Genomic DNA, 21,969 nt, shown 5'->3' with positions numbered 1-21,969 from the left:
AAGGAGTCGGAACGAGTCGGAACGAGTCGGAACGAGCTCAGTCGCGATACGTGTGCACGGACAATGCCGTGATGTCCGGCCAGGTCAGCGTTGCCGCCCCCCAGACCAGCCCGGCGCCGAACGCCGCGAGCAGGAGCCGGTCGTGGGGGCGGAGTTGCCCGGCTGACGCGGCGTCGGCCAGCAGCAGGGGCAGTGACGCGGCGGACGTGTTGCCCACGTGCTCGATGTTCGACAGGACCCGGTCGCGCGGCACGCTCAGTTCCTCGGCGACGGCCTCGCTGATGCGAGCGTTGGCCTGATGGGTCGCGAAGCGGTCGACGTCACCGACCCGCCAGCCGGAGAGCTCCAGCACCTCGCGGGACGCCTCCACCATGCGTTCCTTGGCATGCCGGTAGACCTTGCGGCCCTGCATCCGCAGGTAGTACTCGCTGGGGTCAGGCTCCGTGCCGGCGGACCGCTGCCGTGCGCCACCGGCAGGGACCTGGATCAGGTCGCTTCGCGTACCGTCGCTGCCGAGCCGTATCGGTCCGATCGCGCCGGGCTCGTCCGGATCCCCGGCACGCACGACGGCGGCGCCGGCGGCGTCGCCGAAGATGATCGCCGTGCCTCGGTCCATGGGGTCGACGATGGTGGAGAAGGTCTCGGCCCCGATGATGAGCACGCGGTCGGCCAGGCCCGCGGCTATCGAACCGACCGCGTTCGCCAGGGCGTACAGGAATCCGGCACAGACCGCGGAGAGGTCGTGTGCGGCGACCGGCCCGAGGCCCAGTTCGGCCGCGACCTCCGGGGCGGTGCCGGGGCAGACCCGGTCAGGTGTGGTCGTCGCCAGAATGACCGCGTCGACCTGGTCGCAGGCGGCCGACTTGAGAGCCAGCCTTCCCGCCTCGGTGGCCAGTTCACGGGTGGCCAGCCCCGGCTCGACCCGGTGCCGTTGGGAGATGCCCGTGCGGGAACGGATCCACTCGTCCGACGTGTCTATGCGCGCGGACAGATCGGCGTTGGTCACCGTGTGGGGCGGTACCCAGCCGGAGATCCCGGCGAGCACTGCCGTGCGTGCCTGCCGGACGGTGGGCTGCGCGGCGGTCACGTCGTCCTGGTCGGTGGTGTTCATGTGTCCGTCCCTCACGCCTTCCCCAGCAGGATCGCGCTGCTGACCATGCCGACGGTGTAGTTGAAGGAGAGCGCGTGGTCGACGCGCATCGGCCGGGTCGCGGTGCCCGGCACGGGGTCGAAGTGGCACTCGTCCGCCGGGTCCAGGCAGCCGGCCGTCGGGCACACCTCGTCACGCTGGATCATGAGGGACGAGGCGGCCACGCCGAGGTTGCCCAGCGGCCCGCCGTTGTGACCGAAGCAGGCCTCCTGCACGGTGACCGGCATGCGGGCAGCGCGGTCCCCGAAGAGCCGGCCCACGATGTTCGACTCGGTCTCGTGGAACACGCGATCGCCTTCGGCTCCGCCGTTCACGTAGTCGATCTGGTCCGCCTCGACCAGTCCTGCCATGGCGTCGCGGGACGCCTGCACCATGCCGGTCCCCGACCGGTCGATCGCGAACGCGCTGTGCTGCGGACTGCGCCGGGTGCGCTGCGACAGCATCCGGGCGTACGGGGTGGCCCCTCGCCGCTCGGCGTGGTCCCGGCTCTCCACCACGAGAGTGATCGAGCCGTTGCCCATGTTGGAGCCCGGTGTGTTCCGGTCGTAGGGGCGCATCTGTTCCGTCATCGCGAGTGCGGCGTCCTCCATGGCGTCGACGGTTTCTCCCGCCTCCTCGCCCAACTCGCCGTAACGGTCGAGCAGATCGGCATAGTGCTGGAGGAAATCCAGGCCGAACACGTCCGCGCCGGTGACCACCGCGATGTCCACCTCGCCTGCCGCGATCATGCGGTGTGCCATGCCGAGCAGTACCGCGGAGGACGTACAACCGTTGGACACGGTGAAGTTGGGGCCGGTCCCGGCGACCAACGCCACCTGGACGTTCGCCACGTCCATCGGGATGCCGGTGAGGGCGAGCCGGGTGCCCAGCTCGTTGATCTCCTCCCTGGTGGCCTTGTTGCGGTCCGTGTTGAGGATGTCGGCGTACTGCGTCGACCAGCAGTCGCCGCCGTCGCGGGCGGCCAGGATCGCCGCTTCCGACAGCTGGCCGGCCCGCCAGTCGAGGCCCGCGTCGGTGCAGGCCTCGGCCATGGAGATCAGGCCGTACAGCTGAACGGGGGAGTAGAGGTTGAGAATCTTGGCGGGGAGTTCCGGATAGCGCTCCCGAACATCCGCGATGTCGGTGCGTACCTGCCCGAAGAAGACGCCATCCTTTTCGACATGGCAGGCGCCAGTGGAAATGGTCTCCCAGAATTCGGCGGGAGTCGCGCACAGGCCTCCGGGACCCGGCAGCGCGAATCCCATACCGGTGACCAGAGTGTCCCGCCCGGGGGTCTTCCGAAGGTCTTCCATGAAGCTCCCTGCTCGTGATGATTCGGCACCGTCTGACGAACATACGAGGAGGAGCGAGGCTGGTGGAACCGGCTGCCGGTACCTGGTTGAACGGAATACAGGTATCGGCGGTACTTCGTGGATCTGAAAGTACTTCGAGTACCTGGCTGGAATGCCAGCGGGTACCGGGGGTCGGATGTGACGTGTTCGTCGGCCGGTTAGTTTCATGCTATGGCTGTGCTGGATGAAAACACCGGACGGTGGGGTCGTGAGGAATCCGTGCTCGTCACGGGTATTGGTGTCATGCTCCCCGGCGCGACGAATGTCAAGGAATTCTGGCAGGACGTACGGGACGGAAATTCGAGGATCGGATTTCTGACGCGCTGCGAGCCGGAGCGGACCGGACTGCGGATGGCCGGCGAGTTGCGCGACTTCGACCACCGCAAGTTCCTGCCGGAGCTGAGCGAGAAGTTCGCGGGCCGGTACACGCGAGACGCGCTCGCGGCCATGTCGGCCGTGGAGGAGGCGCGCCGCGACGCGGGGCTCGTCCGTGGGGACATCGACCCCCGCCGCCTTTCACTCATCGCCTCCTCCTCACGCGGCCCGCTGGAGTGGATCAGCGGCGTGCTGGACGAGAGCGGCGACGCGGAACGGGCGGACCGCCCCCGGCACTTCGACGACAGCGGCGCCATACTCCGGGGCATGCCCGGTTCACCGGCCACGTTGTCCGCCATCTACGGCGACGTGCAAGGGCTCGTCACCACTCTGAGCAGTGCCTGCGTCGGCGGCCAGCACGCCATCGGATTCGCCGCGGAGCTGATCCGCGCGGGCAGCGCGGACGCCGTGATCGTGCTGGGCTACGAATTCCCCCTGACACCCCTGGTGTTCAAGTCCTTCAAGGCGATGGGCGACGGCGTGCTGTCGGCCGAGTCGAGCGACCCCTCCCGTGCGGTGCGTCCGTACACCCGTGACCGGGAGGGCTTCGTGTTCGGCGAGGGAGCGGTCGCGCTGTGCCTGGAACGCGAGAGCCGTGCCGAGGCCCGTGGAGCCACGGGTTACGCACGCGTCCTCTCGCACCGGGCACGCAACGAGGCGAGCCATCCCTTCGGCATGGACATGAGCGGCGAAGTCACGGCGTCGGTCGTCCGCGAGGCGCTCGCCGACGCGGGACGCGTTGCGCAGGACGTCGACTGGTTCTGCGGTCACGGCACCGCGACTCCGAAGAACGACCTGGCCGAGAGCCGGATGCTCGGCGCCCTGTATGCCGGCCGACCGCGCTCCTCCTGGCCACCGCTCAGCTCGGTCAAGCCGGTCTACGGGCATCTGCTGGGGGGTGCCGGGCTGGTCAACGCGGCGGCCACCGCCCTGGCGCTGCACCACCAGTGTCTGTGTGCGACCGCCAACTACGCCGACTCCGTGCCCGATCCGGAATGCGATCACGACCACGTCGGCGACGGGCCGCGGGAGACCGACGTCGGCCTCGCGGTGTCCCTGGCCTTCGCCATCGGCAGCCAGACCTCGGCGCTCGTGATGGGCGCGGCGTGAACGGACCGGAGTTCACCACGGATCCTCCGAGGAGGGACATGAGCACGGACAACGGCGCCGCCGGGCGTCCCGCTCTCGTGGCAGACGTCGACGCCCTGGTGGCGCGGTACGTGTCTCCCGGCTCTCATCTGCATCTGGCGATGACCATGGCGCGGCCCAACGCCATGGTCTACGCGCTGGCGCGGCAGTTCGGGGGCCGCGGCGACTTCACGATCAGTACCTCGGCGACGCACACCTCCCTCCACGCACTGACCATGTCAGGGGCCATCAGGCACCTGATCACCTGCTTCCTCGGCGACACCTACCCGACGCCGCGTCCCAACCCGCTCTACCGCGATCTGGCCCGCGACATCCCGTTCACGTGCGAGCTGTGGTCCCTGCTCAGCTTCACCCAGCGGCTGATGGCCGGTGCGATGGGACTTCCGTACACGGTGACCGCCTCACTCGTCGGCAGCGACCTGGAGAAGGGAAAGGGCCATAGCTTCGCCCGGCTGCCCGATCCCGCGGGCACGGACCGGCCGCTCGGGCTGGTGGAGAGCCTTCGTCCGGACCTGACCCTGGTGCATGGCGCCTGCGCGGACCGGCGCGGCAACATCATCCTGGTTCCGCCCGCCGGTGAGGGCGCCTGGGGCGCATACGCGGCCGAGAAGGGCGTACTGGCCTCGGTGGAGCGCATCGTCCCCGACGAGTTCGTCGACGCGCGGCCCGAGCAGGTCGTCATCCCCGGGCAGCGGGTGATCGCGCTGTGCGAGGCGCCGCTCGGCGCGCACCCCCAGTCCCTGCGCGGCCTCGCCACCGGGGAGGTGACCGGCTACCGCGACGACTACACGTTCCTCACCGAGATGGTCGAGTGCCTGGCCACCGAGGAGGGCGCCAAGGAGTGGTTCCGCGAGTGGGTGGAGGAGCCCGCCGGCCACGCGGAGTACGTGGCGAGGCTGGGCACGGCTCGGCGCGAGGAGCTGAAACTCGCCGAACAGCCGCTCGCCCCGCGGAACATGACCTCGCCCGTCGAGCAGCCCCAGCCGCCCTTCCACACCGGCACCCCGGCCCGCACCCGGCCACTGCCCCGCGATCCCGTCACCCGTCAGGAGCGGACCATCATCCTGGGCGCCCGCGCGATCGCCGAGCGCGTCACCCAGGGCCGGTACGACACACTTCTCGCGGGCATCGGCGTCTCGCACCTCGCTGCCTGGCTGTCCGCCGGCATGCTCCGGCGGCGGGGCATCGAGGTGCCGGTCTGTGCCGAACTCGGCTTCTACGGCACGGATCCCGAGCCCGGCGACGTCTTCCTCTTCAGCCAGCTGCACGCGACGCGCTCCCAACTGCTCGCGGGCATCCCCGAGATCCTGGGCGGCATGGTGTCGGCCAACCGTCGCTGCCTGGGCGTCCTGGCAGCCGGAGAGATCGACGCCAGGGGGAACATCAACACGAGCCTGCTGGCCGACGGCCGCTGGCTGACCGGGTCCGGGGGCGCGAACGACATCGCCTCCAGTACGGACTGCCTCGTGCTCTCCACCGCCTCCCGGCGCAAGTTCGTCCCCCGCGTCGCCTATGTCACCAGTCCCGGCGAACGGGTACGCGAAGTGGCCGGTCACTTCGGGCGGTTCAGCCGGGACAGCGTTGACGAACCGTTCCGCCTCACCACCTGGCTTCCGCTCGACGACGGCCCCACGACACCCGGCGAAGCCGTGGCGTCCCTGACCGGCTGGCCCGTCCACACCGAGGGGTGGCTGCCGGAACCGGCGATCACCGACGAGGAGATCGCCTGGCTACGAGGTCTCGATCCGCAGGGTTTCTACAGGTGAGGAGCGCGGCATGACCGGAGGTATCTGGGTGGGACGAGGGATCTCGTTCCGGGGCTTCGGCCACTACTTCCCACAGCACTGCGAAGAGATCCCGGCCGACCTGCCGCCCGCGCCGGAGGCGGAGGCCGCCGTGCTGGGTCCCGCTCTCGGAGTGGAGCGGCGCCACCTGTCCGACGAGACCGAGACCGTCCCGTACATGGCGGTGGAGGCCGGGCAGCGGGCGCTGCGCAACGCGGGGATGGACGCGAAGGACCTCGACCTGGTCGTCTTCTCGTCGTGGTCCCAGCGCCGCTACGCCCCCGAGGACGGACCACGGATCGCGCTGCGGCTCGGTGCCGGGCAGGCCCTGGCCTTTGATGTGTGCACCGCGTGTGTCGGCTTCGTGCACAGTGTCCAGACCGCCGCTTCGCTGCTCACCTCTCACAACTGGCGGCGCGCGCTGGTGATCTGTTCCGACCAGTTCTCCCAGCGGCTCAAGCCGGGGCGGCGAGGGTCGTACGTCGGCGGCGACGGAGCGGGTGCCGCCGTACTGGAGGCGGGACCGCCCGACGACTCCAGACTGCGGGACTCCGTGGTTCTCAGCTACGGCGAACATGCGGGCGTCTCCAAGGCCCGTGGCAGCAACGGCTGGACGGTCAGCCTGCCCACGATCGCCGACGTCGCCTCAGAGACCGCGGGCGAGGCCACGGACCAGGTGCTGCGGCGCAACGGGATGACCATCGGGGACGTCGACTGGGTCGTGCCGCACCCGGGATCCGTACGGATCAGCGAGAAGCTCGTGCAACGCATCGGCGCCGACCCCGACCGCGTCCTCACCAACTTCCGCACGCGGGGCCAGACGACGAGCGCGACGATCCCGAGCGCGCTCTCCGAGTACACCGAGTCCGGAACGCTCCGGAAGGGCGACATGATCCTGTCGCCGGCCGCGGGGGCCGGCTGGTACTCGGGCGCCCTGCTCTACCAACTGTGACAAGAGAGGGACCAACGCCCATGTCCGAAGCAGAGTCGCCGCGCTCCGCAGCCGGCCCTCCGGTGGTGCTGACCGGTGTCGGGCACTACTTTCCCGGTGAACCGGTCACCAACGCGCACTTCGCCCAGCTGCCCGGCCTCGACGTGGACGACACCTGGATACGGGAACACACCGGCGTACGGGCCCGCCACTGGGCGGGGCCGGACGAGAGGTTCGTGGAGATGGGTGCGCGGGCGGCGCACCAGGCGCTGGAGGACGCCGGGATCGACGTGTCCGACGTGGACGTCGTCATCGGCACCAGTGCCACCGCGCGCCCCCGCGTCAACCCGTCCTCGATCGGCAACAACTACATGGACATCTCGCTGCCCCTGCAGAAGCAGCTGGGCGCGCGCGATGCGTTCTGCTTCGACGTCACGGCCGTCGCCTGCGCCGGGTTCCTGTACGCCAGCGTCATGGCCCGCGGGCTGCTGGCCTCGATGGACGTGCGGACCGTCCTGGTGGTGTGCGCGGAGAGCCCTCGGGCCATCCTCAACTTCGGGTTCAAGAACTCGGCGCTCTTCGGCGCCGGTGCGGCCGCCGCCGTCTGGCAACGCGGGGAGACCACCGCGAGCGGCGAGGCCGCGCCCGATGGCAGCGGCATCGTCGACGCGGTCCTCCGGGCCGACGGCCGCTACTACGACGCCTTCGACATCGACGAGAACGACAAGATGGTGATGCGTGGCGGAATCCTCTCCGAAGTCACTCCGGACATGCTCGTCGAAGCCGGCCAGACAGTCCTGAAACGCAATGGGATCTCCCCGGAGCAGATCGCCTGGTGTGTTCCCCACCAGGCGAACACCAACCTCCTCTATCCCATGGCGGACCGACTTGGCATTCCACGTGAGCGCATGCTCCTGAACCTGCCCGAGCGGGGCAACACTTCGAGTGTCGGAATGCCGAGTGCCCTTTCCGAGAACGTGCACAACGGGACGGTTAAACCCGGAGACCTGCTGCTCGGCGTAAGCATCGGGCGCGGTCTCAGCTGGGGCGCCATGGTGTTCCGGTACCGATGAATATCCGTACGGCATACGACGGCAGAGAACGAGAGGTGTTGTGCGTTGTCCGAATCCAGGAACGCTCTGGTGACCGGTGGCACCCGCGGCCTCGGCCTGACCGTGGCCCGGCGGCTGGCCGCTGAGGGGTGGCGCACCACGGTGATCGGCCTCGACGAGGGACGCCTGGAGAAGGTGCAGGCCATGGCCGAGGCCGAATGCCTGGAGCTGCGCGCGATACGGGCGGACGTCACCTCGGAGGAGTCCGTACGGGAGCTGTTCGCCGACCTCACGGCGACGCGGCCGCTGCACCTGTGCGTGAACAACGCGGGCGGTAACCTCTCCCGCCTGCTGGTCAAGAAGCGCCGAGGTCAGCAAAGCGACGAACTCGTCACCCATCCGCTGGAGGAGTGGGAGCGCACCGTGCGGCTCTGCCTGACGGGGGTGTTCCTGGTCGGCCGTGAGGCCGCCGCCGCGATGATCCGGCACGAGGTGCCGGGAGCGATCGTCAACGTGTCCTCGGGGCTCGCGGTGGGCGCCTACGGGCAGTCCGCCTACACCGCGGCCAAGGCGGGGGTGGAGGCGCTGACCCGTACCTGGTCCTACGAGTTGGGCCAGTACGGGATCCGGGTGTCCGCCGTCGCGCCCGGCGTGATGGACGGCGAAGCACTGCGTGAGAAGACCTCCACCTTTCCACGCCATGCCCGCTACATGGAGGGGCTCCAGCGCTTCGTGCCGCTCGGCCGGTGGGGGATGGAAGAAGAGATAGCCGACGCGGTGTGCTTCGCCGCGGAAAGCCCGTATCTGACAGGGTCGGTGATACGGATCGACGGCGGAGGGCCGCCCGGCTGGGTTCCGTGAATTACGAGTACCTCGAGTACCCAGGGAAACTCCCCATCGAGTACTGGCGGTCGGATGTCCACGCGTGTTCGCACTACTAGCTTTTCCACCATGACGACAGGTCACCACGGTATCTGGGAAGAAGCTGGAATACGATTCACCGGATTCGGGCACTATTTCCCGGTCGAGGAAATCCGAAATCACGGGTCCGAGCAGGCGACGACGAGCGTCGTCGAGGACAGGGTCATCGGAGGGGTCGGCGTACACACCCGGTACAGGGCGGGCGACGACGAGACACCCGTGTTCATGGCCGCCCAGGCCGCCCGACAGGCCCTGGCGGACGCGGGAACGTCCGCCGACGACATCGACCTGGTCATCGTCAGCCACTGGACGGACCGCAACTACGTCGACGAGGTGGGGGCGCTGACAGCGGCGGAGCTCGGCATGAAGGGCTCCATGGCGTTCGAAGTGGCGGGTTCCTGCGCCGGGTTCATCCAGGCGGTGCACACCGCGGCGGCGTTTCTCACCTCGCCCACCGGATACCGCAAGGCGCTCGTGGCCGCCACAGAGCGGGTGACCCGGCGCGTACGGCCGGGGTCCAAGGGCGCGATGCTCGTCTCGGACGGTGCCGGCGCGGTCGTCCTCGAATCGTCCCCCGGCGCCGAGCCCGGCCTCATCGACTCGGTCTTCCACACCGACGGAAGTCTCGCCCACATGTCCGCGGCCGGCGGCGAGCAGGGCTGGGTCAGGAGCCACCCCGATCTCAACGAGGTAGCCCTGGGCCATATCCGGGACGCCGTCGAGGAGGTCCTGGAGCGCAACAAACTCACGCTCGCCGACATCGACTGGCTCATCCCGCACTCCGGAACCGAGCCGCTGGCCAGGGGCATTCAGCACAAGCTCGGCGCCGACCCCGAGCGCGTCCTGACCAACCTCGCCTTCCGGGGCAACGTCTCCAGCGCCTCCATCCCCACCACCGTGTCGGAGCTGCGGGAACGAGGCGTCGTCAAGCCCGGCGATCTCGTGCTCTCTCCCTCCATCGGCGGCGGGGTCTGGTGCTGGGGCAGCCTCCTCTACCGGATCTGAGCGGGAGGGACCGAGCGTTGAATACGACGAAGGGGCCCCGCGATCCACTCGTGACGGGCATGGGTTTCTGTCTGCCGGGCCGGACCGGTCCGACGGCGACCCCCGAGCAGTTCTGGTCGGCGGTGTCGAACGGAGAGTCCTTCCTGTCGCAGGACGACGGCACGTACTTCGGCAGTGTCCGCATCGACATGGACGAGACGACGGAGCGGCTGCCGGAGATTCCGCCGCGCTTCCTGGACAAGTACTCGGACATCCATCTGTACGGCCTGCTCGCTCTGTTGGAGGCGTGCGACGACGCCTCCCTCGACTGGCGGGCGGGCGCGCTCTCCGGCGCCGCGGTGCTCGCGGCCAGGAACGCCACGGCCGACGCCATCGTCGACACCTACCTTCCTGTGCTGCTCGCCGACACCCGGGTCGTCAGTCCGCGTGAGGCCCGGTCGCTGCTCTTCCGCAACGTCCTCAACGCGGTCATGTCGGACGTCGAGACCGTCCAGGCGGGGCTGGTGGGGTCCACGGGCCCCAGCTACACGCTCTCCTGCGGCTGCGCGTCCTCCTCCGTGCTGATCGGCAACGCGGCCCGCATGATCTCCGCGGGCGAGGTGGACCTCGTGGTCGTCACCGGCGCCGACTACTGGCGCGAGAGCCGGCTGCGGCAGTACGTGGAGCTCGAAGAGCGGTCCGTCGAGGGAGCCGAACCCCAGACCGCCACCTTGATGGACACACCGATGCGCCCGTACGACGAACGCGCCTCGGGCCTCAACTACGGCAACGGAGCGGCCACTTTGATCCTCGAGAGCCGGGAACACGCGCAGCGCAGGGGAGCGAGGGTGCACGGCCGTGTACTCGCCCAGGTCACCGGCCGCAACGCGCAGCCGAATCTCGCCCTCGACCTCGAGGGCACCGGGGCCCTGCGTTCCGCACGCTCGTGCATGGCGGGCCGGGTGTCACCGGAGGAGATCGACTACGTCAACGGTGCCGCGACCGGGGACCGGGCGTTCAACCTCATGGAGGGCAATGTCGTCGCAGGGCTCTTCGGCGAGCGGGCGGCGAGCCTCCCCGTCACCGTCCAGGAGGCCGTCTTCGGCCACAGCGGAGCGCCGCTCGGCGTGATCGGCGTGGCGGCGACACTCCAGATGATGGGGCACGGCCGGATCGCCCCCACCGCCAACTGCGAGAAACCGGCAGATGTGTGCACCTTCGACCCGGTCCCCGGGACGACAGCGCGCCCTGCCCGGATCGACAGGGCGCTCAGCCTCAACTACACGATCGGTTCCGTGGCCAGCGCGATCCTCCTGGGAGGAGCCGATGACTGAGCGCGACGAGACCCTCCTCGCGACGGACTCGCTGCACGCCGTCGGTGACCGCGTCCTTCTCGAACCCGGCCTCGACGCCCCGCACACACGGGCCGTCGCGGACGCCTGGCGGCGTTACGGATTCCAGGTCCTCGGCCCGGGCGAGCCGACCGGTGAACTCCCCGACATCTACTGCGTCGTGGCCCTCGGAAACGAGGCGCTCGGCGGCGGGCAGGGCGCGCCGATGCGCCGCGACCGAGTGGCTCGCGTCCTGGAGTCCATGGCGGCCCGGGGCAGCGGTCGCGCCGTTCTGGTGACCGACACGGGCCCTCACGTCCACGGCGACGCGGACCCCGATCGCGCCGCCCAGCGGGCAGCCGACCACACCTGGTGGCGACACGTCAGCAAACGTGCGGCCACCCGCGACGTGCTCGCCAACACCGTACGGGTCGGGTACGCGCCGTTCCTGGGCCATCGTCTGGCTCCCGAGGCGGAGGGCGAGCTCCTTCGCCATCTGGTGACCCGCCGGCCCGTGCAGCCCGAGGAACTCGCCGCAGCGCTGCGCCTGTTGGCCTCGCACGGCTTCGGCAACGTGGCGGGGGAGACCCTTCCGCTGGACGGCGGGCTCGACACCGGACTCGTTCCCATGCCCTCGGTGCGCGCGCCCCGGCCGGCCACCGACCCGCCACCGCAGGGTGGCCGCCCCGACCCGTTCCGGCTGACCGGGACCACGACGCTGATCACCGGAGCCAGCAGCGGTATCGGCGCGAGCATCGCCCGCGAGAGCGCCCGGAGAGGCGCGGACGTCGTCCTGGTCGCACGCCGCAGGCCCGAGCTGGAGAAGCTCGCGGACGAGATCCGCGAGCTGGGCCGCAGGGCCTGGGTCCTGCCCGCCGACCTGTCCGATCCGGACGGTGTCGGGGAACTGGTGGACGAGGCCTGGGAGCTCACCGGCGGGATCGACGCCCTTGCTTACGCGGCCGGCATCGTCGTCTTCGACGGCACAGGCCTCAACTCCGCCAACAGGGACCAGCTGCTCGCCCTCAACACGCTGTCGTACGCGGCGGCCTGCGACTCGCTGCTCGGACACTGGAAGCAGACCGGGCGCTCCGGCGCCGTGGCAGCCATCTCCTCGCTGGCCGCGGTGAGCGCACCGGTGGCCAACCTGGCGAGCTACGGCGTGAGCAAGGCGGCGACCGCCCAGTACACCAGCCACTTCGCCACCACGGCCGCCCGGCACGGAGTACGGGCGAACTGCGTGCTGCCGGGCTTCGTCCGCACACCGATGACGGACGTCACCAACCCCGCGTTCCTGGAGGCCACCAACCGGCTTGTGCCGACAGGCCGGATGAGCGAACCCACCGAGATCGCGGCGCTCGTGTGCTACCTCCTCAGCCCCGCATCGGCCGGGCTGACCGGCGCACAACTGCGCGTGGACGGCGGTGGCCACTGCCTGGTCGGGCTGCCGTCGCTGGACGTGTCCGACCAGACCGACGAGGAAGGAAACCGGCCGTGACCGAGGACAGGCCACTCAAGGGCAAAGTGGCGCTCGTCGCCGGAGCGTCGTCCGGGATCGGGGCGAGCACCGCCGAGGCGCTGGCCGCGGCGGGCGCGTCGGTCGCGATCGCCGCGCGCCGCAAACAGGAACTGGCCACGGTGGAGCGGTCCTTGCGGACCCATGGCGTGCCCACTGCCGCGCTCACCGTCGACCTCGCCGGGGAAGGCGCTCCGGAGGAGACGGTGGCCGCCGTGGAGAGGGAGCTCGGTCCCGTCGACATCCTGGTGAACAACGCGGCCCTGGCCCGCACGGGGCCCATCCACGAGACACAGCCCCGCCACTGGGACCAGGCGTTCCGGCTGAACCTCGACGTGCCGTTCCTGCTGACGCGGGCCGTGCTGCCGGGCATGCGCGAGCGGGGCTACGGGTGGATCGTCAACATCAGTTCGGAGGGGAGCGTGCTCCAGTCCGACTGGACCGCGCCGTACTCCATCACCAAGCGCGCCCTGAACGCGCTGACCGCCCAGGTGGATCTGGAGAACCGGCACCTGGGTGTGCGGGCGCTGGCCATTCTGCCCGGCTGGGTGCTCACCGATCTGGCGCAGGATCCAAAGACCCTGGGGGTGGGAGCCGAGGATCTGCTGGCGCCCTCCGACATCGCGGATGTCGTGCTCTGGGCGCTCACCCGCCCGCCCGTGGTCAGCATCGGCCCCCTCATCCCGGTGCGGCCGGTGAGCAGGAGCGCGCAGACGCTCGCCAACTGGGAGCAGTACCTGCGCACGCTGCGGAACTACGACACGTACGGCGGGCACATGGCGGACCTGTACGGGAGCTCCGAATGACAGGGGCCCGGGTTGCCACGGACCCCGGCACGGCCGCCACCGGCGCAGCGGCCCACGGCCCGTCGGATCCGCTCGTCGAGATCCTCTCTCCGGGAGACCCCCGGGTGCCGAATGCCGCGCACTGCGTGACCGGTGAACTGCTCGCCACGCGTGCCCGCGCACACCCCGACCGGGCGTACGCCGTCTTCGAGGACGGGACGACCTGGACCTACGCGCAGCTGTACGAGGACGCGCTCTCGACCGCCGCGGCCCTGGGCCGGCTGGGCGTGCGCCAGGGCGACCCCGTGCTCAGCTGGCTGCCCAACGGCCGCGACGCGCTGCGCGTCTGGTTCGGCGCCAATCTGCTCGGCGCCGTGTACGTGCCTGTGAACACCGCGTACCGGGGCAGCCTGCTCGGGCACGTCATCGACAACAGCGGGGCGCGAGTGCTTGTCGCGCACGCCCAACTCGTCGACCGGCTCGCGCACATTGGCGGCGGGGCACTCGAAGAGGTGGTGGTACTGGGCGGGGCGCCGGACGGCGACCTCCCTGCGCTGCCCCGCGCCCTCCGCGTCCTTGGTGCCGACGCGCTGTGCGCCCCCGCCCGGGAGTTCGTGGCGCCGACGCGGCCTGTCGAGCCCTGGGACACCATGGCGGTGATCTACACCTCCGGCACCACCGGCGCGTCCAAGGGCGTCCTGGTCTCGTACGTGCACCACTACTCGACCGTGACGGCCCTGGCCGCCGACGACATCACGGAGCACGACCGGTACCTGCTGAACCTGCCGCTGTTCCACGGCGGCGGCACGGAAGTCGCCTACTGCATGCTGCTGTTCGGCGGCTCGGTCGTCGTCACCCACGGCTTCAGCACCGGGGAGTTCTGGACCTCCGTACGCGAGCAGGGGGTCACGATGTGCACCCTGATCGGGGCGATGATCAACTTCCTGGTGGATGTCCCGCCCGGCCCTGGCGACCGGGACCACCCTCTGCGTGCCGTCTGCGTCATGCCGCTGACACGGGAGGCGCTGGAATTCGGCCGTCGCTTCGGAGTGGACGTGTACACGGGTTTCAACATGTCCGAGACGTCGGCTCCCCTCGTGACGGACCTCAATCCGCGGCGCGTGGGCAGCTGCGGCCGGCCACGCCCCGGCGTGCAGTGCCGCGTCGTCGACGAGCACGGCATCGACGTACCGGACGGCCAGGTGGGCGAGCTGGTGCTGCGTGCCGACCGGCCCTGGTCCATGTTCCACGGGTACCACGGGATGCCGGAGGCCACCGCCGCTGCCTGGCGGCACGGCTGGTTCCACACCGGTGACGCGGTGCAGCGGGACCGGACGGGCGACTTCTTCTTCATCGACCGCCTCAAGGACGCCATCCGGCGCCGCGGCGAGAACATCTCCTCCGTCGAGGTCGAGAGCGAACTGCTCGATCATCCCGCCGTGGCGCTCGCCGCGGTCGTGGCCGTGCCCAGCGAGTTCGCGGAGGACGAGATCCTCGCCGCGATCTCGCTGCGCCCGGGGGCCGAGCTGGACCCGGCAGAGTTCCTCGCCGTACTGCGGTCGAGAATGGCTCACTTCATGGTGCCGCGATATCTGCGCATCCTACCCGACCTCCCCGTCACTCCCACGGGCAAGGTGCGCAAGGAGGAGCTGCGCGCCGAGGGTGTCACCCCCGACACATGGGACCGGGCGTCGGCCGGAATCGAGGTCACTCGTGACCGTATCGACTGACGGGCGCACGAGACGCGTCATCGACGTGTGCGCCCTGGTTCTGGACCGGGAGTGCTGGCGGACGTACTTCCGGGCCCTGAGCGCGGTCGCCCCGGCATACCTGCGCGCGTTCGGCCGGCACGCGACAGCGGTCTTCGGTGTCGAACACGCCGACTTCCGCGCCCGGTTGGACGCCGGGGACCAGGAGGGCGCCATCGACCTGCTGATCGCGGGGCGGCCGGACCGTACGGACGTCCCGGCGCTGCTGCGGGACATGGACCGGGACGGAGTGACCCACCAGGTCCTCATGAGCTGCGGCGGCACCACGGACGACGGCGACGACGTCAACAGCAGGGTCGCCGCCGTGGCCGCGAAGGTACCCGACCGGCTGCAGGCGTGGGCGGGCCTGGACCTCACCCACCCGGAGCGGGCTCTAGCCGAGCTGGAGCGCTGCCACGCGCTCGGCATGCGCGGCTTTGCCGTGACCCCCTTCTGGCAGGGCATCGATCCCCGCGACGCGTCCTACGACCCGGTCTACCGCAGGGCGCAGGAGCTGGGGATGCCGCTGTGGCTGCACACCGGGCACCACTTCTCCCGGTACGCCGCCGAGTTGTGCCATCCGCGCAACGTCGACTGGATAGCCCGCCGGCACCCCGGCCTGCGCATCGTCGCGGGGCACGCGGCCTGGCCCTGGGTACTGGAGATGATCTCCATCGCGCAGCGGCATCGCCATGTCCACCTCGACATCTCGTCGCACCGGCCGCTGTGGATGGGCCGCCCCGGCTCGGGCTGGGAGCCGCTGGTCCTCTACGGCGGCAGCACCCTGCGCGACCGTGTTCTGTTCGGCTCGGCGACCTGGGTCAACGCCGACCCGGTCGGCACGCTCGCGGGACAGGTGGCCGCCCTGGGGCTGGGCGAAGACGTGACGGACGCCTGGCTCCACGGCAACGCGGCCCGACTGTTGGGCCTGCCCGCACACCCGAGCCCGTGAACCCACCCTCACCATCCATGATCACCGCCACCCCCAGCACAGAGGAAGGGAACTACCGTGATCGATCCGGCACACTATGCCATGTGGAACAGCGGCGTGCCGCGCCCGTATCTCAAGGCTCTTTCACCCGACGACATGCTGACCGAAGCGGACGGCGTACGGGTTCGTGACGCCGGCGGGCGCTGGTACCTGGACGGGCGCTCCGGGCTCTGGAACGTCACGCTCGGGTACGGCAACACGCGTGTCCTCGAAGCCGTCAAGCGACAGGTGGAGCGGCTGCCGTTCGGCAACAGCTACGGCTACGGCCGCCCCGCCCAGGTCACCGTGGAGTGCGCGGAGGCACTCGTCCGCCACATGCCCGAAGGCATCAACCGGGTCCGCTTCGCCAGCAACGGCGCTCAGGCAGTGGAGACCGCCGTCCAGTTCTCCCGCTTCCTGCGGCTCCAGGAGGAGCGGCCCGAGCGGATGGCCGTGTTCGCCATGTGGGACGGGTTCCACGGGCAGGGGCCCGGCGCCGGAATGGTGACCGGCGTCTCGTATCTCCACCACCACACGGGGCCCATGCTCCCGGGAGTCCACCACGCGCCCGGCCCGTTCACCGCGGGCGCCGACCCGCGGGTCAGTGACCTGGAGCGCATGATCACCGACTTCGGCCCCGAGCGGGTGACCGCGGTGATCGTCGAGCCCATCGTCGGCGAGGGCGGGCACATCCTGTCCCACGAGTACCTGGGCTCCCTGGCGCGGTTCTGCCGCACCCACGGCATCCATCTCATCTTCGACGAGGTGGTGACCGGGATGGGCAGGGTGGGCGACTTCACCCGCGCCGAGCAGGTACCCGACGTCACCCCCGACATCATCACGCTGGGCAAGGGCATCACCTCCGGGTACGTACCGATGTCCGCCATCGCCATCCACGACCGGCTGTACGACCAGCTGTACGAGGGGACGACGGGGGACACCGCGCTGAGCGTCGGCTCGACCAACGACGGTCATGTGCTCGCCGCCGCCGCTGCCCTCGCGGTCATCGACGTCCTGACGGAGGACGGCGTGCTCGCGAACGTGGCCCGACGCGAGGCCGACCTCGTCGCGGAGCTGGGCAAACTCCAGGCGCAGCACCCGGAGTTGACCGGCTTCCGCTGCCAGGGCCTGTTCTGTGGACTGGACTTCGGGGAGCCCGGTGGGGAGGCCTGGTCGCCGAGCACGGTGAACAGGCTGCGCATGGCCCTGGAGCGCCGGGGCGTTCTCAGCTCCAGCCTGCGGGTGGTGCCGAATCTGATGCTCATGCCGCCACTCGTCATCACCGAGGACGACGTGGCGGAGATAGTCGCGGCCCTCGACGGGGCGCTCACCGATGTGAAGTCGGGCCGGCTGCCGGAGTCCGGCTTCGCCAAGGCCATGGGATGAAGGCGAGTGACGACATGACCGCTCGGAAGACCAGCAAGCAGTGGCAGGAAGAGGCGGCGGCCGAATGGGACCGCTACGCCGAGATCTGGGACAGCTGGACGCCGGACGACAACAGGGACGACGCGGAGGAGGCCGCGGACTTCCTGGCGGAACTGGCCAAGGGAGGCAGCGCGCTCGAACTGGGCGTGGGCACCGGACGCGTGGCCATCCCGCTCTCCGCGCGCGGCGTGAGGGTGAGCGGAATCGACGCGTCGCCGAAGATGCTGGAGCGGCTCCGGGAGAAAGACGGCGGGGACCGCATCGACCTCCACGAAGGCAACTTCGCCGACGTCGACGTCGACAAGCTCTACGACGTCGTGTTCATCGCGCTCGCCACGCTGTTCGTGCTGCCGGACCAGCACGAACAGACGCGCTGCCTGGAGAACAGTGCGAAGCGGCTCAAGCCGGGCGGCCGGCTCGTCATACAGAACATCGTCCCGGACATGTCCAACTACCAGCGCGGCCGCCACAACGACTACGGGATGACGGAGCCCTTCCGCGTCTCCGGACGTCTGGCCGGCCATCCCAGGCTCGCCTGGTTCGAGATGAACACCATGGATCCCACCACTCAGATGATCAAGCGCACCGACGTGATCATGAGTGAGAAGGGCAACCGGATCATCGCGGCGACCATGCGGTACATCTGGCCCGCCGAACAGGACCTGATGGCCCGTCTGGGCGGCCTGGAGCTGGAGGAGCGCTGGGGAGGCTGGCGCAGGGAGGCCTTCCAGTACGACAGCAGGGACTCGGTGTCCGTCTACCGCAAGCCCTGACGGACTCGCGCACGGCGTGGGCCGGGGCCGGAAGAGGCACGTGCCTCTTCCGGCCCCGGCCCACGGTCAGGAAGCGGCCTGCCGAAGCGCCGCGAAGGGATTGTGCCGTTCCGGATCTAGGGCCACTCGTCGCTCCGGATCGGTGACGCCGAGCCCCGGCTTGGGCGCCAGACACAGCACACCCACCTTGCCGAGATGCTCGTTCCGCTGTACGAGACGCGCCGCCTCGCCGACCTGGGCGAGTGGATGGACCGCCGAAAGAACGGGCGCCAGCAGGCCGAGCCGGAACAGACGGTTGCACTCCCACTGTTCCTGGAGATTGGCCGCGTGGCTGCCCACGATGCGCTTGAGGTTCATCCACAGATAGCGGTTGTCGAAGTGGTGGTCGTAGCCGGTGCTCGAACCGCAGGTCACCACTGTTCCGCCGGGCCGGACGACGAAGACGGAGAGGCCGAAGGTCGCCTTCCCGACGTGATCGAAGACCACATGAGGATCCTCGCCCAGGGCATCGCGGATGGCTCGGCCGAGCCGTTTGCCCTGCTCGACGGTCTGCTCCGGCGTCAGCTCGCGATCGCCTCCGACCCCCAGCTCGGCACGGTCGAGCACCACATCGCAGCCGAGCCGGCGCACCAGGTCGACCTTGCTCTGCGAGCTCACGACTCCGACGGCGATGCCGCCCGCGTTCTTGACCAACTGCACGGCATAACCGCCCAGTCCGCCGGAGGCACCCCAGATCAGCACGATGTCACCCTGCTTGATGCGGGCGCCCTTGTCGCTCACCAGCATCCGATACGAGGTCGCCGCAGTGAGCATCACGGACGCGGCCTCCTCCCAGGTCAGGTGCGCGGGTTTGGGGAGCAGCTGGCTCGCCCGCAGCACGGCATAGTGGGCCAGCCCGCCGAAGTTCGTCTCGTACCCCCAGATGCGCTGTTCGGCTCCCAGCATCCCGTCGGCGTGCGTCGCCGGTTCCTGGTCGTCGACCTGGACGCAGCTGGCGACGACATGGTCGCCGACGTTCCAGCGGCGTACGCCGGCACCGGCACGCACGATCACACCTGCCGCGTCCGACCCGATCACGTGGTACGCCCGGTCGTGCCGCTTCGCGAAACCGCCCTGCCGGCCGAGGCGTTCGAGGAAGGAGAACGTGGGCACGGGCGCGAAGGTCGCCGACCACACGGTGTTGTAGTTGATGGAACTGGCCATGACCGCCACCAGCACCTCGTCCGGCGCCAGTTCGGGCATCGGCACGTTGCCGACGTGGATGGTCGTACGGACGTCACGGTCCGCTCCGGGCGGAAAGCTGCCGACGTCCGTGGCCCGCAGATGTGCCGCCAGATACTCGCCCGGCGGTTCGAGCCCTTTCCATTCCGCCGCGGGGGCGTCATTCATTACTGCCTCGGTCAACGCGTCCATGCGATGTCCCTTCTTCGCCCTGGCGCGAAGGGAGTTGATTCCCCCGTCTCCGCCTCTCAGGAATTCCACGCGCGCGCGTATCCGTTCGTACAGGCATCGGGGGTACTTGTTCGCCGACAGGCTGAGTACTTTCAGTGCATGGTCCACGCAGAATTCGCTGGATAGTCTGGCTGATCCGAATCCATTGTGCCGACAGAAGGGCAGCAGCGTGAGCGGACAATCCGCGGACGGGCGAACAGCCGCCGCCGACATCGTCGTCGAGACCTGCGGCGCTGTGCTGGTGATCCGGCTCAACCGGCCGCGCGTGCGCAACGCGCTGACGCGGGCCATGGCCGAGCGGATGGCCGCTGCCTTCGAAGAGCTGGACGCGCGCGAGGAGTTGAGCGTCGGCGTGCTCACCGGCACGCGACCGGCGTTCTGCGCGGGCATGGACCTCGCCGCCTTCGTCCGCGGCGAGCGGGCCTCCCTCCCCGGCCGTGGCTTCGGCGGGCTGACGGAGCGGCCGCCTGCCAAGCCACTGATCGCCGCGGTCGAGGGCGCGGCTGTGGGCGGCGGTTTCGAGCTGGTCCTGGCGTGTGACCTCGTGGTCGCAGCCGCCGATGCCGTGTTCGCTCTCCCCGAAGTACGCAGGGGGCTGGTGGCCGCGGCCGGCGGTCTGTTGAGGCTGCCCCGGGCGATTCCGCCGAACGTGGCGATGGAGATGGCGCTCACCGGAGAACCGATCGACGCGCGGCGCGCCTACGGACTGGGGCTCGTCAACCGGCTGGTCGAGCCCGGCACGGCGCTGGCCGCGGCATGCGAGCTGGGGGAGACGATCGCGGCCCAGCGAGCTTCGAGCGTCCTGGCGAGCAAGCGCCTCCTCGCGGAGGTGCGCGACGGGCAGTTGGCCGCCGAGTACACCAGACATCGGGAGCTGTTGGGCCCCCTGCTGGACTCCGCCGCGGCGCGCGAGGGGGCGAGTGATTTCGTGATGGGGCGGCCGGCCGGATGAGGGAGTGCGTGGGAGGACTCATGCCCGGGGCCGCCGTCGGGACGACCTCGACGATCGCGGACGGCGGCTCTCCGGGACAGGGCTCGCGATCCCGCCTTGTCGTCGGCGGGCCGAATGCCGTCGCACGGCCGCCGCTCAGGAGGTGCGTGCCAGGCATTGCCCGAGCGTCCGGCGCGTGCCGTTGAAAGGTCGGCTGCAGGACCGTATTCAGCCCCGCGCCGCTGTCATCACGGCTCGGCCGGAGTACTTGCGGAACAGTTCGCGTCTGCCGCTGACGCCCAGTTTTCGCAGTGCGCTGCTCACCTGATTCTTTATGGTCTGAGGTGCCAGGGAGAGTTCTCCGGCGATTTCTTCGTTGGTGTAGCGGCGTAGGACAAGGCTCAGTACTTCCTCTTCCCGGCGTGTGATGGCGGACAACCCGTCGTGTGCGACGCTGCGCACGTCGATCTGCTCGCCTTCTTCCTTTCCCAGCACCCACAGCCGCTGGCCGAATGATGTCCGCTCAACCGCGTCGACGAGCTCCGAACTCCCCACGCTTTTGTGCAGGAAGCTGTCGGCCCCGGCGGATATGGCGGCCACTACGGCGCTCGGCGAGCTGTCGCTGGTGAAGAACAGGACGTGGGGCGCCTTGTCCATCGCTTTGACCTTCTGGCACAACTTGGCACCGCTCGCGCGGCCTTCGAGTTCCATTTCGAGTACTACGACACTCGGGCAGCGAGCGACGATGGCGTTCCATGCCTCGTCACCGGATGCCGCCTCAGCTGTCCAGGCGGCCCGTGCGTCCAGCAGCGACGACAGCGCGTACCGGACGACGGGGTGGTTGTCCACGACGAGGACACCTAACGCTTGCATTGAGGACTCCTCACGAGTGAGTGAAGCGGGCGTTACTCAGTGCGGGGCCGTCAGGAGTTTGACCGCGTGCATGCCGTTCCTCGGGGCGGCATACGAACGAGTGGGGGGCTTCGGCTGGGGAGGGGAGCCGAAAGGTTTGACGCGTCAGCGTCGGGTGAGGTGAACCGGTGGGGTGCGCCCAGGGTGCGCATGAGTGGACGCGACTTGAATGTGCCCGGTGGTAACCCCCCGGTAGCTGACATTCCGCGACGGGATTCAGTCGTTCCCCCTTAACCGATTACGGACGACGGCCGTCTCGCTAGAGACTGCCACGAGTGTCGCTCTTCGCGGCAGCGTCCAATCGTACCTTGTACGATAACTCGTACGGTACCTCAGGTACTCGGGGTGTCGTGGACAGACTGGCCGCAGGAGAGGAAGGCCCGTGCAATCCGGAACGGCCTGTTCGTGAATGCCGGTGGCCGGAGGGTGGTTGAGTGCGTGCGGGTCGC

18 protein-coding genes are annotated in these 21,969 nt (G+C 69.6%); 14 read left to right on the top strand and 4 right to left on the bottom strand.

Annotated elements, in window-relative coordinates; all coding sequences use genetic code 11:
• Positions 1-37: 37 nt before the first annotated feature.
• Both ACN20J_RS02570 and ACN20J_RS02565 read right to left on the bottom strand, forming a co-directional pair.
• Positions 38-1,111, bottom strand: coding sequence for a beta-ketoacyl-ACP synthase III (locus ACN20J_RS02570; protein ID WP_361917787.1), 1,074 nt, complete (start codon positions 1,109-1,111; stop codon positions 38-40).
• A gap of 11 nt (positions 1,112-1,122) precedes the next feature.
• Positions 1,123-2,442 (bottom strand): beta-ketoacyl synthase N-terminal-like domain-containing protein, encoded by a 1,320-nt coding sequence (locus ACN20J_RS02565; RefSeq protein ID WP_419665066.1) that lies wholly within the window; start codon positions 2,440-2,442, stop codon positions 1,123-1,125.
• Between the two features lie 210 nt (positions 2,443-2,652).
• Between ACN20J_RS02565 and ACN20J_RS02560 the strand changes: the two genes are divergently transcribed.
• The 13 genes from ACN20J_RS02560 (at position 2,653) to ACN20J_RS02500 (ending at position 18,225) form a co-directional block, all read left to right on the top strand.
• On the top strand, positions 2,653-3,966 hold the full coding sequence (locus ACN20J_RS02560; protein WP_361917793.1) for a beta-ketoacyl-[acyl-carrier-protein] synthase family protein: 1,314 nt from the start codon (positions 2,653-2,655) through the stop codon (positions 3,964-3,966).
• A gap of 38 nt (positions 3,967-4,004) precedes the next feature.
• The gene (locus ACN20J_RS02555; RefSeq protein WP_419665065.1) at positions 4,005-5,771 is read left to right on the top strand and encodes a CoA-transferase; all 1,767 of its coding nucleotides are present in this window, start codon (positions 4,005-4,007) and stop codon (positions 5,769-5,771) included.
• Between the two features lie 10 nt (positions 5,772-5,781).
• A complete protein-coding gene (locus ACN20J_RS02550; protein WP_419665064.1) occupies positions 5,782-6,741 on the top strand; it encodes a ketoacyl-ACP synthase III in 960 nt (319 codons plus the stop codon).
• A 20-nt stretch (positions 6,742-6,761) separates the two neighbouring features.
• Positions 6,762-7,793, top strand: a complete 1,032-nt coding sequence (locus tag ACN20J_RS02545; RefSeq protein WP_419665063.1) for a 3-oxoacyl-ACP synthase III family protein — start codon at positions 6,762-6,764, stop codon at positions 7,791-7,793.
• A gap of 69 nt (positions 7,794-7,862) precedes the next feature.
• Positions 7,863-8,633, top strand: a complete 771-nt coding sequence (locus ACN20J_RS02540) for an SDR family NAD(P)-dependent oxidoreductase (protein WP_361996470.1) — start codon at positions 7,863-7,865, stop codon at positions 8,631-8,633.
• A gap of 90 nt (positions 8,634-8,723) precedes the next feature.
• Positions 8,724-9,698, top strand: coding sequence for a ketoacyl-ACP synthase III (locus ACN20J_RS02535; protein WP_189844324.1), 975 nt, complete (start codon positions 8,724-8,726; stop codon positions 9,696-9,698).
• Between the two features lie 17 nt (positions 9,699-9,715).
• Positions 9,716-11,011 carry a beta-ketoacyl-[acyl-carrier-protein] synthase family protein gene (locus ACN20J_RS02530; protein ID WP_361917806.1) on the top strand — a complete coding sequence of 432 codons (1,296 nt, stop codon included), beginning with the start codon at positions 9,716-9,718 and terminating at the stop codon, positions 11,009-11,011.
• Positions 11,004-12,506, top strand: coding sequence for an SDR family NAD(P)-dependent oxidoreductase (locus ACN20J_RS02525; RefSeq protein ID WP_419665062.1), 1,503 nt, complete (start codon positions 11,004-11,006; stop codon positions 12,504-12,506). Before ACN20J_RS02530 ends, ACN20J_RS02525 begins: the two co-directional genes overlap by 8 nt.
• The gene (locus ACN20J_RS02520) at positions 12,503-13,330 is read left to right on the top strand and encodes an SDR family NAD(P)-dependent oxidoreductase (protein WP_419665061.1); all 828 of its coding nucleotides are present in this window, start codon (positions 12,503-12,505) and stop codon (positions 13,328-13,330) included. The genes ACN20J_RS02525 and ACN20J_RS02520 overlap by 4 nt, the downstream gene beginning before the upstream one ends.
• Positions 13,327-15,039, top strand: a complete 1,713-nt coding sequence (locus tag ACN20J_RS02515; RefSeq protein ID WP_419665060.1) for an AMP-binding protein — start codon at positions 13,327-13,329, stop codon at positions 15,037-15,039. The genes ACN20J_RS02520 and ACN20J_RS02515 overlap by 4 nt, the downstream gene beginning before the upstream one ends.
• Positions 15,023-16,009, top strand: a complete 987-nt coding sequence (locus tag ACN20J_RS02510; protein ID WP_419665059.1) for an amidohydrolase family protein — start codon at positions 15,023-15,025, stop codon at positions 16,007-16,009. Before ACN20J_RS02515 ends, ACN20J_RS02510 begins: the two co-directional genes overlap by 17 nt.
• 57 nt (positions 16,010-16,066) lie before the next feature.
• Entirely contained in the window at positions 16,067-17,413 is a 1,347-nt protein-coding gene (locus ACN20J_RS02505; RefSeq protein WP_189844328.1) for an aspartate aminotransferase family protein, read from the top strand.
• Positions 17,414-17,427: 14 nt separating this feature from the next.
• Complete coding sequence (locus ACN20J_RS02500) at positions 17,428-18,225, top strand: class I SAM-dependent DNA methyltransferase (RefSeq protein WP_189844329.1); 798 nt, start codon at positions 17,428-17,430, stop codon at positions 18,223-18,225.
• A gap of 66 nt (positions 18,226-18,291) precedes the next feature.
• On the opposite strand, the gene ccrA is transcribed toward ACN20J_RS02500, so the two are convergent.
• Positions 18,292-19,638: a crotonyl-CoA carboxylase/reductase gene (ccrA, locus tag ACN20J_RS02495; protein ID WP_419665058.1), complete on the bottom strand. Its 1,347-nt coding sequence runs from the start codon at positions 19,636-19,638 to the stop codon at positions 18,292-18,294.
• Positions 19,639-19,846: 208 nt separating this feature from the next.
• On the opposite strand from ccrA, the gene ACN20J_RS02490 reads away from it, so the two are divergent.
• A complete protein-coding gene (locus tag ACN20J_RS02490; protein ID WP_419665057.1) occupies positions 19,847-20,629 on the top strand; it encodes a crotonase/enoyl-CoA hydratase family protein in 783 nt (260 codons plus the stop codon).
• 207 nt (positions 20,630-20,836) lie between these two features.
• On the opposite strand, the gene ACN20J_RS02485 is transcribed toward ACN20J_RS02490, so the two are convergent.
• Positions 20,837-21,457: a response regulator transcription factor gene (locus tag ACN20J_RS02485; RefSeq protein ID WP_361996454.1), complete on the bottom strand. Its 621-nt coding sequence runs from the start codon at positions 21,455-21,457 to the stop codon at positions 20,837-20,839.
• Positions 21,458-21,969 lie beyond the last annotated feature (512 nt).

Origin of the sequence: Streptomyces sp. 2-1 (assembly GCF_048564895.1) — a bacterium.
GTDB lineage: Bacteria > Actinomycetota > Actinomycetes > Streptomycetales > Streptomycetaceae > Streptomyces > Streptomyces phaeochromogenes.
The sequence above is the reverse complement of the archived record's forward strand: the minus strand, read 5'-3'. Positions and strand labels throughout refer to the sequence as shown.

Coding starts and splice junctions, on each gene's coding strand:
- ACN20J_RS02570 (WP_361917787.1), bottom strand. CDS start 1,111: ATGAACACCACCGACCAGGACGACGTGACCGCCGCGCAGCCCACCGTC.
- ACN20J_RS02565 (WP_419665066.1), bottom strand. CDS start 2,442: ATGGAAGACCTTCGGAAGACCCCCGGGCGGGACACTCTGGTCACCGGT.
- ACN20J_RS02560 (WP_361917793.1), top strand. CDS start 2,653: ATGGCTGTGCTGGATGAAAACACCGGACGGTGGGGTCGTGAGGAATCC.
- ACN20J_RS02555 (WP_419665065.1), top strand. CDS start 4,005: ATGAGCACGGACAACGGCGCCGCCGGGCGTCCCGCTCTCGTGGCAGAC.
- ACN20J_RS02550 (WP_419665064.1), top strand. CDS start 5,782: ATGACCGGAGGTATCTGGGTGGGACGAGGGATCTCGTTCCGGGGCTTC.
- ACN20J_RS02545 (WP_419665063.1), top strand. CDS start 6,762: ATGTCCGAAGCAGAGTCGCCGCGCTCCGCAGCCGGCCCTCCGGTGGTG.
- ACN20J_RS02535 (WP_189844324.1), top strand. CDS start 8,724: ATGACGACAGGTCACCACGGTATCTGGGAAGAAGCTGGAATACGATTC.
- ACN20J_RS02525 (WP_419665062.1), top strand. CDS start 11,004: ATGACTGAGCGCGACGAGACCCTCCTCGCGACGGACTCGCTGCACGCC.
- ACN20J_RS02515 (WP_419665060.1), top strand. CDS start 13,327: ATGACAGGGGCCCGGGTTGCCACGGACCCCGGCACGGCCGCCACCGGC.
- ACN20J_RS02500 (WP_189844329.1), top strand. CDS start 17,428: ATGACCGCTCGGAAGACCAGCAAGCAGTGGCAGGAAGAGGCGGCGGCC.
- ccrA (WP_419665058.1), bottom strand. CDS start 19,638: ATGGACGCGTTGACCGAGGCAGTAATGAATGACGCCCCCGCGGCGGAA.